Origin of the sequence: Gluconobacter cerinus (assembly GCF_025961355.1) — a bacterium.
In the GTDB taxonomy this organism is placed as follows: Bacteria; Pseudomonadota; Alphaproteobacteria; order Acetobacterales; family Acetobacteraceae; genus Gluconobacter; species Gluconobacter cerinus.
In genome coordinates this window covers 764,595-777,998 of sequence record NZ_JAOQNM010000001.1, presented here as the reverse complement: position 1 = coordinate 777,998, position 13,404 = coordinate 764,595, and the positions used below count along the sequence as shown (strand labels likewise).

Annotated in this window: 12 protein-coding genes, 1 tRNA gene and 1 riboswitch; of the genes, 6 read left to right on the top strand and 7 right to left on the bottom strand. The window is 59.1% G+C overall.

Translation table 11 applies throughout. From position 1 onward, the window contains the following. Positions 1-75 precede the first annotated feature (75 nt). The 5 genes from M2305_RS03585 to M2305_RS03565 all read left to right on the top strand — a co-directional run bounded on the left by M2305_RS03585 (position 76) and on the right by M2305_RS03565 (position 6,002). The gene (locus M2305_RS03585) at positions 76-1,488 is read left to right on the top strand and encodes a replication-associated recombination protein A (protein ID WP_264648590.1); all 1,413 of its coding nucleotides are present in this window, start codon (positions 76-78) and stop codon (positions 1,486-1,488) included. Then, positions 1,485-2,477 (top strand): RluA family pseudouridine synthase, encoded by a 993-nt coding sequence (locus M2305_RS03580; protein WP_086634390.1) that lies wholly within the window; start codon positions 1,485-1,487, stop codon positions 2,475-2,477. The genes M2305_RS03585 and M2305_RS03580 overlap by 4 nt, the downstream gene beginning before the upstream one ends. After that, positions 2,474-5,047 (top strand): AsmA family protein, encoded by a 2,574-nt coding sequence (locus M2305_RS03575; RefSeq protein WP_264648589.1) that lies wholly within the window; start codon positions 2,474-2,476, stop codon positions 5,045-5,047. The genes M2305_RS03580 and M2305_RS03575 overlap by 4 nt, the downstream gene beginning before the upstream one ends. Next, the gene (locus M2305_RS03570) at positions 5,044-5,733 is read left to right on the top strand and encodes an ATP12 family chaperone protein (protein ID WP_264648588.1); all 690 of its coding nucleotides are present in this window, start codon (positions 5,044-5,046) and stop codon (positions 5,731-5,733) included. The genes M2305_RS03575 and M2305_RS03570 overlap by 4 nt, the downstream gene beginning before the upstream one ends. 140 nt (positions 5,734-5,873) lie before the next feature. Beyond that, on the top strand, positions 5,874-6,002 hold the full coding sequence (locus M2305_RS03565) for a hypothetical protein (protein ID WP_255376441.1): 129 nt from the start codon (positions 5,874-5,876) through the stop codon (positions 6,000-6,002). A 125-nt stretch (positions 6,003-6,127) separates the two neighbouring features. On the opposite strand, the gene M2305_RS03560 is transcribed toward M2305_RS03565, so the two are convergent. From M2305_RS03560 to metZ, 3 genes are read right to left on the bottom strand one after another with little or no spacing between them, the layout of a single operon-like run. Next, entirely contained in the window at positions 6,128-7,294 is a 1,167-nt protein-coding gene (locus M2305_RS03560; protein WP_086634486.1) for a bifunctional 2-C-methyl-D-erythritol 4-phosphate cytidylyltransferase/2-C-methyl-D-erythritol 2,4-cyclodiphosphate synthase, read from the bottom strand. 52 nt (positions 7,295-7,346) lie between these two features. Further along, on the bottom strand, positions 7,347-7,820 hold the full coding sequence (apaG, locus tag M2305_RS03555) for a Co2+/Mg2+ efflux protein ApaG (protein ID WP_086634393.1): 474 nt from the start codon (positions 7,818-7,820) through the stop codon (positions 7,347-7,349). A 41-nt stretch (positions 7,821-7,861) separates the two neighbouring features. Beyond that, positions 7,862-9,055 carry an O-succinylhomoserine sulfhydrylase gene (gene metZ / locus M2305_RS03550; protein WP_211499952.1) on the bottom strand — a complete coding sequence of 398 codons (1,194 nt, stop codon included), beginning with the start codon at positions 9,053-9,055 and terminating at the stop codon, positions 7,862-7,864. 79 nt (positions 9,056-9,134) lie between these two features. Beyond that, positions 9,135-9,214, bottom strand: a riboswitch (SAM riboswitch). Between the two features lie 110 nt (positions 9,215-9,324). Here metZ and M2305_RS03545 point away from each other — a divergent pair. Further along, a tRNA-Gly gene (locus M2305_RS03545) sits at positions 9,325-9,398 on the top strand. 17 nt (positions 9,399-9,415) lie between these two features. Here the strand turns inward: M2305_RS03545 and M2305_RS03540 are convergent. The 4 genes from M2305_RS03540 to argJ all read right to left on the bottom strand — a co-directional run bounded on the left by M2305_RS03540 (position 9,416) and on the right by argJ (position 13,400). After that, positions 9,416-9,976 (bottom strand): hypothetical protein, encoded by a 561-nt coding sequence (locus M2305_RS03540; RefSeq protein ID WP_064273848.1) that lies wholly within the window; start codon positions 9,974-9,976, stop codon positions 9,416-9,418. A 53-nt stretch (positions 9,977-10,029) separates the two neighbouring features. After that, positions 10,030-10,779, bottom strand: a complete 750-nt coding sequence (locus tag M2305_RS03535; RefSeq protein WP_046899947.1) for a 2OG-Fe dioxygenase family protein — start codon at positions 10,777-10,779, stop codon at positions 10,030-10,032. Between the two features lie 52 nt (positions 10,780-10,831). Then, positions 10,832-12,061, bottom strand: a complete 1,230-nt coding sequence (locus tag M2305_RS03530) for an NAD(P)/FAD-dependent oxidoreductase (RefSeq protein WP_264648587.1) — start codon at positions 12,059-12,061, stop codon at positions 10,832-10,834. Between the two features lie 103 nt (positions 12,062-12,164). Further along, positions 12,165-13,400, bottom strand: a complete 1,236-nt coding sequence (gene argJ / locus M2305_RS03525) for a bifunctional glutamate N-acetyltransferase/amino-acid acetyltransferase ArgJ (RefSeq protein WP_211501945.1) — start codon at positions 13,398-13,400, stop codon at positions 12,165-12,167. Between the last annotated feature and the right edge of the window lie 4 nt (positions 13,401-13,404).

The following is a 13,404-nucleotide window of genomic DNA, read 5'->3' as shown; positions in this document are numbered from 1 at the left end:
GCTCTTTCTTAAAGTCACAGCTGTTCCGAAATATGTACGGGAGTTCTATGATCGTTCCCGTATCAGGAGGCAGCCATGGCGGACATGACAGATCTGTTCGGGACAAATCCCGGACCTGCGGAACGCGAGCCGCCGTCCCGTGGGAACACGCAGTCTGCTCGGCAGCCTTCACTGCCCCGCCCTATTGAGGCTCCAAAAATACCCGCTCGTCCGCCTTCACGAACGCAGCCCCTCGCAGATCGTCTGCGCCCGAAATCACTGGAAGAGGTGCGCGGCCAGGATCATCTGCTGGGGCCAGAAGGTACTCTGACGCGAATGCTTGCGCGGGGCACATTGTCCAGCCTCATTCTGTGGGGTGGGCCCGGCTGCGGCAAAACGACCATTGCTCGCCTGCTGGCAGGCAAAGCCAATCTTCATTATGCACAGATTTCGGCTGTTTTTTCGGGTGTGGCTGAACTACGCAAAGCCTTTGAAGAGGCGGATCGGCGCCAGGAAGTAACAGGCCGTGGCACGTTGCTTTTCGTGGATGAAATCCATCGGTTCAACCGGGCGCAGCAGGATGGATTCCTGCCGTATGTCGAGCGCGGGACGGTCGTTCTGGTTGGGGCGACGACAGAGAATCCATCTTTTGCACTGAACGCCGCGCTTTTATCCCGATGTCAGGTTCTGGTGCTAAACCGGTTGGACGATGCCAGTCTGGAAGCGTTGCTGACGCATGCGGAAAAAGACGTAGGCCATCGCCTGCCGCTGGATCGAGAAGCGCGTGCCAGCCTTCGGGCAATGGCGGATGGCGACGGACGCTACCTGTTGAACATGGTGGAGCAGCTGGTTGTTCTGGACCCTGACAGGGAACTGACCCCGAAAGATCTGGCGGCTATCCTGTCCCGACGGGCCATTCTGTATGACCGTGACCGGGAAGAGCATTACAATCTCATTTCTGCACTGCACAAATCCCTGCGGGGGAGTGATCCGGATGCAGGGCTGTACTGGTTCGCCCGGATGCTCGAAGGTGGCGAAGATCCGCGGTATATTGCCCGACGCCTGACCCGGTTTGCAGCGGAAGACGTCGGGCAGGCGGACCCGAACGCTCTACCGATGGCCGTAGCCGCCTGGCAGACTTACGAGCGGCTGGGATCGCCGGAAGGTGAGCTGGCTCTGGCGCAGGTCGTGGTTCATCTGGCGACGGCGCCCAAGTCGAATGCGGTGTATATGGCTTACAAGGCTGCGCGGAAGCTGGCCCGTGAGACGGGAAGCCGCATGCCGCCGTCTCATATTCTCAATGCCCCGACAACGTTGATGAAAGACATTGGCTACGGGAAGGGCTACGAGTACGACCATGATTCCGAAGACGCATTTTCGGGACAGAATTATTTCCCGGAGGGCATGGAGCGGGTCTCGCTCTATCAGCCGACAGACCGGGGTTACGAGGGCCGTATCAGAAAACTTCTGGACATACGGGCCGCCAAAAGGGCATCCCGCGATCCATGAAAGTTTCCAACCGCATTGTAACCGAAGACGAAGCCGATCTGCGCCTCGATCGCTGGTTCAGACGTCACTACCCCAATCTCACTCAGGGCGCGCTCCAGAAGCTGTGCCGTAAAGGCCAGATCCGCGTTGATGGTGGCCGGGTCCAGAGTAACGCACGTCTTGCTCCTGGGCAGAGCGTGCGTATTCCGCCGCTGCCGGACATGACCCGTCAGGCCCCGCTGCCGCCGCCAGATCCGATGCTGGTGCGCGAAATCGAGAAGATGGTGATCTATCAGGATGATCATCTTCTGGTGCTGGACAAGCCATCCGGTCTGGCTACGCAAGGTGGCCCGGGTATCACCAAGCATGTGGACATGATGCTGGACGGCTTGCGCAAGGAAGACGAAGACCGTCCGCGCCTTGTGCACCGGATTGACCGGGATACGTCTGGTATTCTCCTGATTGCGCGTACGCCTGGTGTCGCTGCCAAACTGGCAGCAGCATTCCGTGGGCGTGATGTTGGCAAGACCTACTGGGCGATTGTTGTCGGCCGTCCGGCGCAGGCGTCTGGGATTATTGACCAGCCTCTGGCCAAGATCGGTGCAGGCGGTGCTGCGCTTGTCGTGGCGGCATCCCGCGGTGAAGAAGATGCGGTTTCTGCCAAGAGCGAATACGAAACGATCGACGCTGCGGGAAAGAAGTTCTCCTGGCTCGGCCTGTCTCCACTGACAGGACGGACGCATCAGCTTCGTGTGCATTGTGAGTCTCTGGGCACGCCGATTGTGGGTGATCCGCGCTACGGTGGGAAAACGGCTCATCCGGAAGGCTTTATCGACAAGCTGCATCTGCATGCCCGTCAGCTGGATATTCCGCATCCGGCCGGTGGTCGTCTGATCGTGACGGCACCACTGCCGCCGCATATGCGTGAAACGTTCCGTTCACTTGGGTTCGTGCCGGGCGATACACCTGCGCCGAAGCGCATCAAGGGAAGCAGAGGGCCTGCAAAATGAGGAAACTCACTGGCGCGCTCATCGGGGTCATCGTTGCCTTCGTGGGCGTCAGCATTGCTGCACATGAGCTGATTGATCAGGATGCGCTGCGCCAGCGTGTGGCCGAGGCTCTGAAAAAAGAGACGGGCCTTTCGATGGTGGTGAAAAGCTCCACCATCCAGATCCTGCCATGGCCGTCTTTCGAGGCGCGCAATCTGGTGTTGCAGCGCCCGGGCCAGGCTCCGGTGTTTCAGGCCAGGACCGTGCATGCAGGTCTTTCCGTTCTGGCGCTTCTTCACCGCGAGGTCCGCTTTCAGGATTTCGTAGTGGATGGCGCCACGCTCTCCCTGGAGCGCGATGCGGACGGGAATGCCAACTGGACGTTCAGTCAGCCATCGCGTTCAGACGCAGGCGGCGCAGAGGCCCCGTTGCCGGTTCGACAGCATGTTGGTGAGCGCGTGCAGGCTCACTGGGATCTTTCTCTGGATGCACTGCACCTGACGAACAGCACAGTGAACTGGCGCGATCAGGCTCAGAAGATGAGCGGTAGCTTCCAGATTGGCACGATGGATCTGGCTGGTCTGCGAAGCCAAAGCCCTTGGATCAATTTGCAGGGGAGCCACGGCGGAACCCCCTTCACGGTGCAGGGGCATGTGGGTGATCTGGCCCTTCTGCGCTCTGGCGCAAAGCCATGGACTTTCAGTCTGGGTTCGACGCTTGGAACGGATGCCAAGCGCGACTGGCTGAATGTGGACGGTCAGATTCATGATGCATCGAATCTGCGCGGCCTCGTTCTGACTGCGCAGGGAGAATGGCCTAATCTGCAGGATGCTCATCGCCTGTTTCCCCATGCCAGCCTGCCTGACATGCGTGGACTGGGTGGAGACATCACGGTGCAGGGTGATGCCGGGCAAGTGGCGAATGCGACCTGGACCGAGAAGGCACAGGCCTTACTGGCGAGTCTGGCACCCAGCCGCATCCATCTGCATGTTGCGGGTCTGACGGTTCGTGGAACAGCGGTCAGTAATCTGCACCTTGATGCTGATGCAGCATCTGCGCCGCTTTCGGTTGCCGCAGATGTGCTGTGGCGCGATACGGGCTGGAGAATCCTTGGTAAAGCCGGGACTCTTGAACAGGTTGATCTCGCAAGACGTGATCATTTCCGTACGGAAGTGCCTGTTGAGGCTGAACTGCGGTCCATGCCGCTATCTCTGTCCACCGCGTTGAATGTTGAAGGCGCGACGCCGCCCATTAATGCTCAGGATGATGCCAAAGTAACGGTCTCCGGCACGGTGGGAGCCGAGAAAAGTCATCTCGTGGTGCAGGGCGGGGCTAAAGCGCTTCACCTGCCGTGCGTTCTTTTGCATGACGTTTCGCTTCAGGGCACGGTCAGCACTAAAGGGCTGAGCGAAGCCACGCTGGATGATATGGCTTTCAAGAGCCGCGAGGCAGACTTCGATGGCGCTCTTCATCTTCTGACTGATGAAAACTCTACGCCGCTCCTCAACGGGCATCTGCATGCAACCCAGCTTGATCTGGATGCGCTGAGAGATGTCTGGCTGAAGGATGTGAAAGCAACTGCTCAGCAGCCTGCGAAAGCTCCACCTGCGACCATTCCGGGAGCGACGGGAACCGTAGAAAAAGCAGCGACACAGCCTGTTCAGATGCAGGATCAGTCTTCTGTTCCCGCCGTGTCTGACGCAGGTGTTGTGGAAAACGCGGCTGTGCCTTCATGGGTCAAGCGTCTGCGAGCCCAGGACCTTGACCTTCATCTGACTCTCGACCGGGTTGTGTTCTATGGACATGACTACACCAACCTGGCCACGCACCTGACCCTGTCAGACGGTCATCTGCGCCTTGAGCCGATTTCCGGACAAGGCCAAGGGCTGACCCTGTCGGGACAGGCGGATCTGGATGCATCCCATCTACCGGTCACAACTCATTTGACGTTCCAGCCATTGGTACTCCCGATCGGTCTTCTGGAAGAGGGACTGGGGCTGCCATTGCTGCTTCAGGGGCCAGTCCAGCTTGTGGGGGAAGTGTCGGGTCAGGGCCAGACGGCTGAGGATCTCCGGCAGTCTTTGAGCGGGCATCTGGGCGTCTCCATGGTGGACGGGAAAGTGGACAGCCAGATCCTGGGCCGCATTGCTGGCCCAGGCGCGGATTCCCTTCTGGGAAGCGGAGTGCGGCCGCTGCGTTGTATCGGTCTGCACATGGCGCTTGCCAACGATACGGCCACGCTGGACACGATTGGGCTCCAGTCTGGCCGGTTCTCTACGGCGGGGCATGGTGAGGTCCGTCTGGGATCACAGGAACTCCAGTTGCATCTCGTGCCGAGTATCGACTTCGAAGGTGCCGGGGCTTCCACCCCTGTTATCGTAACGGGCACCTTGTCTGCGCCACAGGCGAAGCAGGACAGGGATGCCGGTGGCAGATTCCAGCTTTCGATTGGTGGGGAAGCCCCGGCTGATCCCTGCACAGCCGCGCTTTCGGCTGCCCGTGAAGGGCAGGCTGGACCGCCGCCGTCCGAGCAGTCTCATCATCACAACAAAGCGGGTGACATTCTGCGCGCGCTGGGAGTTCTCCATTGAGCAGCCGCAAACGATTCTGGCAGAGCGTTTCAGTCGGGGAGCGCGACGGATTATTCTCTCCTGAGTTGGACGGGCGGCCCATCCGGCTTCCTCAGGGAACTGTACTGGCTGTTGCCTCGCAGTCCTTGGCGCAGGCGATTGTGGCAGAATGGGAGGCTATTCCAAAGGGTGCCTCCTTTACGCCTGAACAGCTCTCCATGACCCGCATTGCCGGAACCATGATCGAGCGGATTCGCCCGGGTCTGATTGAGGCTCGGGAAGCGCTTCTACGATTGGGGCTGGATGACGGGCTCTGCTATCGCAAAGGACCTGCCGATTCGACGGTCGAGCGTGTCTTTGCCTGGCTGGCGACGCAGGGTATTCGTCCGGAAGTAACAGACGGGCTTATGCCGGTAACGCAGTCTGGCGATTACGTGACGGGGCTGGAGCGTCTGTTATCCCGGCAGGGAGAAACGGAGCTCGCGGCCCTAGGGGTGCTGACACAGTGCTTTGGAAGCCTTCTGCTGTCTCTGGCACTGCTTTACGGCGCGATCAGCTTGGAAGAGGCGGTTTTTGTCGCAAATGCTGACGAACGGCAGCAGCTTCTGGTCTGGGGACAGGACGATGAGCTGATTCGCATTATGGCAATTCGGCAAAAAGATGCTGCGGAAACCGTTCAGTTTCTAAAGTTGGCCCGAAACACCTGATTTCCCGGTTTAGGGCATGATCTTGCCATAATCGGGGCGCATCTGGCGCTGTGACAGAACGAGATGATTAGTGACTGGCTTCCACAGGGAGTTATGGCGCAGTTTCCGCTCTGTCCTGCAATGTCAGAGTCGAGGAAGATATGTCGGTATCCGTCAGTCGTCCCATGCGTCACATGGGTAAACGTCTTGTAGCAAAGTGCTCCATGGGGGCATGGTTTCTGCTTGCCGCTACGCCGATTATTGTCGTGGTCTGCGCTATCCACGGTTAAAGCGCCATGAACTGGGCCTGAGAACCTGTCAGGCCTGTCGCTTTTGTTGGTGCGACAAGAAAAAAGCCCACTCTCCGCTATGAAGAATGGGCTCTGGAATTTTCCTCGACAGTAAACTCGGACGCTCAGGCGTCTCCGTTATCCGGCACCATAATGCTGACGGCAGCTGTTGCTGCAATCCCTTCCTCACGGCCTGTGAAGCCAAGGCGTTCCGATGTGGTGGCCTTCACGGAGATGCGGCTGACATTCACCTGTAGCAGCTCTGCCAGACGATCCTGCATCGCCTTGGCATGAGGGCCGATTTTCGGGCGTTCGCAGATCAGAGTGATGTCCGCGTTGACAAGGAAGCCGCCACGGGCACGGATACGTTCGCCAGCGTGGATGAGGAAGCGGGCGGAATCCATATCCTTCCACTCGTTGTCCGTTGGTGGGAAATGACGGCCAATGTCGCCCTCAGCCAGCGCGCCATAAATGGCGTCACAGAGCGTATGGATGCCGACATCGGCATCTGAATGACCGGCCAGACCCTTCGTATGGGGAACTTCAATACCGCAGAGGATCAGCTTGCGGCCTTCCTCGAATGCGTGGACGTCATAGCCAAGCCCAACGCGGGGCAGCAGGTTACCGTCGATTACACCTTCAAGACGCATCAGATCCTCCGCAACTGTCAGTTTGATATTGTTGTCCGAGCCCTGAACGATTGCGACCGGATGGCCTGCATGTTCCAGCAATGCGGCATCATCCGTGCGGGCATCACGTTGGGTTCGGTGAAGTTCGAGCAGGGTCGGGAAGTGAAAGCCCTGCGGGGTCTGTGCGCGCCACAGGCCTTCACGGGAGACGGTATCGACAATGATACCGTTTTCCACTTTCTTGATCGTATCGCTGACCGCAACGGCAGGGATAACACCGGCATGGGCCTTCAGCGCTTCAATGACGTTCTGAACCACCTCGGGCGGCACGCAGGGGCGTGCGCCGTCATGGACAAGCACGAGATCCGGAGGCTCTGCCAGATTGGCGAGCGTCTCCAGTCCGTTGCGTACGCTGTCATGACGTTCTGCACCGCCTGATACGGGCGGCAGAACATTCAGCCCGGCCAGACTGTCAGCTAGTAGTGGGTCATCTCCTACGGGAAGCAGGATGTCCACGTGTGGAAGCAGAGCTTCAGCGGCACGGCGGATGACGGGTTTTCCCCGCAGCATCCGGAATTGCTTGCTGGAGCCCTCACCCTCGGGCGAGCCAGCTGCAAAGCGCCGGCCACGACCGGCGGCGAGAAGAAGGGCAGCAATACGCATGCGCGCAGGAATGGGCTGCCGGGCGCGCAACGTCAAGGGTAGGTGTCAGGAGTTAGTGCAGCAGCCCGGCTTCGTGGGGGCTGTCGAGGCTGAACGTGGGGATATGCACGTCAAAGCGCTGGCCTGAAACCGGCTCGAGCATGTGGTACGTGCCGCGCATGAAACCGCTCGGTGTGGTGAGCATGGCGCCAGACGTATAATCATACTGGTCTTTCGAACCGATGATGGGCTGTTCTCCAACAACGCCATCTCCGTGAACGTGCTCAGTCCGTCCGAGGCCATCCACAATTTCCCAGCTCCGGGAAATCAGCTGGAAGGTGTCCTTCCGACCATTTTCAATGCAGATATGATACGCCCACGCAAAACGGTGGTCTTCCGGCTGGGACTGGTCGTCCAGCCAGAACGTGCGGACGGTTACGGTCACGTCGTCCGTTATCTGGCTGAAACGGGGGGCGTTTTCCATGGCTTCGGCCATTGCCGCTTCAGGATCAGCCAGGAGATGGGGTTGGGATGACTTGTCAGGCATAACGCCATTCTAATGTCATCCCGCGCCTTTGTCAGGAAAACTTATTTTGCAGCGTGAGCAGCAGCGGCACCGGCGGTGACGTCTGCAATCAGATCGGCTGCATCTTCCAGACCAACGGAAAGACGAATCACGCCGTCGGTGATGCCCAGACGTGCGCGTTCATCTTCGCCAACACGCATATGCGTCGTGGTTGCCGGATGCGTGGCCAGACTGCGGGCGTCACCCAGGTTGTTGGAAATTGCGATGAGGCCGAAGGCGTTGAGGCATGCGAAAGCGCCGGCCTTGCCGTTCTCGACTTCGAAAGCGACGAGAGATCCACCGTTGCTCATTTGCTTCTGAGCGAGTTCATGCTGCGGATGATCGCTACGGCCTGGATAGCGGACATTCACAATGCCCGGCAGGCCAGCGAGCGCATCTGCGACATCTGCAGCATTGCGTGCCATGGCTTCGGTCCGGAGCTTGAGAGTTTCCAGCCCCTTCAGCAGTACCCATGCATTGAACGGAGACAGCGCGTTACCCGTGTTGCGGGTGAAGGGCTGGAGGGTCTCCTTGATCCATTTGTCGCTGCCCAAAACAGCGCCACCTAGGACACGGCCCTGACCATCAATGTGCTTCGTGCAGGAATACAGCACGACGTCAGCACCGAGCTTAAGGGGAGACTGTCCGATGGGGGATGCGAACACATTGTCCACCATCAGCAGCGCGCCTGCCTTGTGAGCAAGGTCTGCGATGCGCTGGATATCTAGAACGTCCAGCATTGGGTTGGACGGGCTTTCGATCAGAACAGCGGCTGTCGGGCGGGACAGCGCGCGCTCCCATGCCTCATAGTCATCACCATCGACCAGCTCCGTCTCAATGCCGTAGCGCGGCAGCAGGCTGGTGACGATCCAGTAACAAGACCCAAAGATGGCACGGGATGCGACGACGCGCTCCCCGGTTTTCACATGGGCCAGAAGAGCCGAAGAAACGGCACCCATGCCTGTAGAGGTCGCGATGCAGGCTTCCGCACCTTCGAGAAGGGCGAGGCGCTCCTGAAGCGTGTCGACAGTGGGGTTGCCGAAGCGGGAATACTGGAAGTGCTCAACGTCACCCGTAAACGTCGCTGCAGCCTGTTCGGCGCTGTCGTAGACAAAGCCCGATGTCAGGAAGATGGCTTCGGACGTTTCACCGAATTCAGTGCGGTTCGGTGCGTCGTGCAGGAGACGGGTGGCAGTACGCCAGTTTTCTGAAGACATAGATCAGTCCCTCCATAAGGTTTCCACCCGGATAGGCGGAAAGCATGTGGCGGGCCGTGGAAGTCCTGGGAAATCTTGGATGGAAAACCGCAGGGCCTCTTTAGCGCAGTTATTTATCCTCGCCGCAAGCCGGCCGCTCAAATCACGAGGATGAAACGGTCTTTATGACCATTCCACGAGCGGACTATGGGCCGAGGAGTGGTTTTGCGTCAACACCCCTTCGGCATGGATTGCAGAGGCGCGAAGGGGGGGATATAAGCAGCGACGTCGCGGGTGTAGTTCAATGGTAGAACGGCAGCTTCCCAAGCTGCATACGAGGGTTCGATTCCCTTCACCCGCTCCAGACTTTCCTGAAAATTGTCAGTTCGGCCCGTTCATTTTGGGCATGGGTGGCGCGCTGAGCGTGTCCTGATACTCGTTGCCGTCCCAGATCCACTTGTCGTTCTTGCCGACCAGAAGATCATGCATGCCTTTATGGCGTGTGGGGAGAACGGAAATATCGCCGTTCACGGAATCCAGAACTGTTTTCCAGCTGTCGTTGTGGCGCAGATAGACGGATGTGGTGCAGCCAGCAGATCCGCAGAGACGGGCTGACTGAAGCTGAACGAACAGGGCTTCGTCATTCTTGCCAGCAGAGAGCGGGGCAGAGCCGACGAGCACGACCGGCTGATCGTGATGCTTGGCGGCATCTTCCAGATCGTCCGTGTTCAGTTTGCGGGCATCGATATCCAACTGCGTGCCGGGATGGGCAGACAGGATGACTGGTGCGGCCCCTGCGCTGACGGCATTTGCCTGACGCGTGTGATGCGTCCGGTGATGCGTTGTCGCAGCGCTCACCGTAGCGGCGACCGAGAGGGCTGAGACTGTGAGCAGCGCCAGATGGCGAAGCCGGATACGGGAAAGAATCTGCTGGATCGTCATGATGTTATTCTTAACACGGAATTAAGCCTGTCGATCCATCGGAGATTTCAGGTTTATTCGTGGCGAAGGGTGATAACCAGCACATCACGATAGGCAGGTTTGTCTGCATCCTGTGGGGTGACGGCTGTAACGCCATGGTAAACGCGATGATCGTCCACGATCGCGGCATCAAATGGCTTGGTCAGGGTGAATGAGCCCAGAAGATCTTTCTGGTCATCATGGATTGTCGTCACACCCTGCTCAACGTTGTGGCGGCCGATCATCAGGACGAGCACCCAGTCCACACCGTCGCGATGCATGCCTTCCGGGGTGGGACGCCCTTCACTGTCAGGATTGGCTTCAATCCGGAACTGGTGAACCTCTGCATGCCACGTTTCGGGCCGTGATTCGGAGGGTGTTAGGGCATCTGCGAATCGGCCAATTGTCCGAATGGCTGCCAGCATGGCCGGATGAGTGGCAATCGCGTCTTCAATCGGCCCGAACCAGCGTTCGATACCGCCATTGAGCAGGTTGTGATCCCGACTCTGATAGTGGGGCTGATTTGGTTTGCGTGTGATGTTTTCGGAACTGACCGTAAAGGTCGCATAGCGACGGCGGCGGTATCGGCCTCCATCGGCCATGTAAAGATCAAGGCCGAGGTCGTTCCAGCTGGCGGCAAAACTGTCCCAGTCTGTCAGGCCTTCGTGCTCCAGAAGCGGACGCATGGTATCCGCCTGGAGGAATTTGAAGCCCTTGTCAGACAGGACGTTTTCGACCCGCTGCATGGTCTGATCGAACGTGGAAGGCAGATGTGCGTCGGTCATGTCCGCTCACTTGGTGATGCCACGGCCCGACGGTCACATCTGTCGGGCGATTTCAGGCGCCGAGGTCTGGCTTAACGGGAGAAAGATGCTCTTTCACCGTTGTGCAAGCCGTCTTTACCAGGCCCACGATACCAGCCTGATGCTGGCGGTACAGCCCTTCATGAATAAGGCGCGCAAACAGACCAGACACCAGACCGCCACCGAAGCTGCGATTAGCATCCAGCATACCCCAGCCGTTATAATCGCCGAGGGCCACGACGGCGCCGCGATCATTATAGACGAATGGTGCAGGTGTCTGGCCCGCAACGATCTGCGGCAAAACGCGCCCCACATACTGGCCTTGCTGGCGGGCAGCCTGAGCCGTTGGGGCCACTGGTGCGGCGTCAATGCGGGCGCAGTCGCCAATCGCAAAGATCTTGGCATCTTCAGTTGTCTGAAGCGTCTGTGTCACGCCAAGCTGCCCTGCACGGCCGCGTTCCAGGCCATCAAAGAGGCCTGTGGCATCAGAGGCGCGAACACCGGCAGCCCAGACCCGAAGGGTCGCAGGAATCTGCTCGCCAGACTTGAGATTAAAGCCATGCTCGTCTGCGCCAACAACCATGGCGCCCGTACGCACAGAAATGCCAAGCTTTTCGAGCTGGCTGGCTGCCGCCGTGGACACGGCTTCCGGGAAGGCGGGAAGGATGCGCGGCCCGGTTTCAATCAGGACAGCATCAAGACCCGTTTTGCGAACTGACGGGCCAAGGCCGGGGGCTTCATCAATGGCTTTGCAAAGCTCGGCAGCGAGCTGAACACCCGTGGCGCCACCGCCGACAATCCCGAGGCTCAGCTTCTGACCAGCCGCGCGTGCTGCCTGGAGGGCCTTGCGGAATTCGGAGTACAGAGTGTCTGCGTCATTGAGGCTGTCAATGAAGCGACAATGATCGAGAATGCCTGGAATGCCAAAATCATTGGCGCGGGAACCCAGCGCCACAACCAGATAGTCGTAGGGGAGGGCGCTCCCGTTTTCGAGCGTAACTGTCTGAGCGGTACGGTCAACGGCGGTGGGCAGGCTCTGGACAAAGCTGAAACCGAATTTTCCAGCAGTTTCTGTGAAAGGAATACAGTTGCCGTCGTGCTGCATCGTGCCTGCTGCAAATTCATGCAGGGAAGGCTTCCAGTAATGGACCGGGCTGCGGTCAACGAGTGTCACGGCTATGTTGTTTCGGCGACCAAGGGCCGTAGCAGCCTCAAGACCTCCGACACCGCCACCGAGAACAACGACACGAGTTGCAGCAGACATGGACAGTTTCCTCATACCAAGCGCCCGCCAATTGGAGCGATACCTGTGCTAACGGGAGGCGGAGGGCTGCACAACCCCCGCTCCCGCTCTCGTGTTGATCGCTCTAGCTGCGGTAAGAACCATTGATGTCGATGTAGCCATGCGTCAGGTCACACGTCCACACGCGGGCCTGTCCATCATCAAGCCCCATATCGACTGTAATTTCGATGTCCTGGCCCTTCATGTGTGCGACGACGGGGGCTTCATCGTAGTTCTCGACAACGCCACCATCGCGCGCGATCCAGGTTCCGCCGATGGCAACGGACAGAAGGTCGCGGTCTGCGGGTTCACCACTCTTGCCTACAGCCATCACGACACGGCCCCAGTTTGCGTCTTCACCAGCGATGGCCGTTTTGACCAGTGGCGAGTTGGCAATTGAGAGCGCAATGCGATGTGCGGAAAGATTGGAGTCAGCACCGGTGACTTCAACGCGGATCTGCTTCGTCGCCCCTTCGCCATCCCGGACAACCAGCAGGGCAAGCTCCAGAAGCAGGTCATTCAGGGCGAGGGTAAATTCGGCGAGAGCGGGATCGTTGACGTCATCAACGGCCGGATTATCGGCCAGGCCGGTTGCGAACAGCATCAGGGTGTCTGACGTGGAGGTGTCCGAATCGACTGTGATGGAATTGAAGCTCTGTGCGCAGCCAGAGGCCAGAAGGGACTGGAGAACATTCTGAGGAAGCTTCGCGTCCGTCGCGACATAGGCCAGCATCGTGGCCATGTCGGGGGCGACCATTCCAGAACCCTTGGCAATACCCTGAAGCCGAACCGGCTTGCCACCAATCGTCACGTCACGACGTGCGGCCTTGGGGAAGGTGTCCGTCGTCATGATGGCGCGGGCAGCCTGTGCCCAGTTATCTTCCGCGAGGCCAGCCTGTGCGGCGGGCAGGGCAGCAATAATTCTGTCCTGTGGAAGTTTTTCCCCAATGACGCCTGTCGATGAGAGAAAAACGTCCTGCGGGGGGCAGTCGAGCAGCTTGCTCACCGCGTCTGCACAGTCTTCGCAGGCCTGAATTCCGGCCCGGCCTGTGAAGACGTTGGCGTTTCCGGCATTGACCAGAAGAGCGCGCGCATAGGGAGTTGTCTGAGCCTGGCGGCACCACAGGATGGGTGCGCCAGGGCAGGCGTTCTTGGTGTAAACGCCTGCAACAATCGTGCCGGGGACAAATTCCGCGAGCATCAGGTCTGTTCGTCCCTGATAGCGGACGCCCGCGGCGACGGCGGAAAGCCGAACACCAGCAACCGTTGAAAGGTCCGGGAGAGGACGGGCCAGCGGAGAGACAGGGATCGGCTTTGCCATGGTC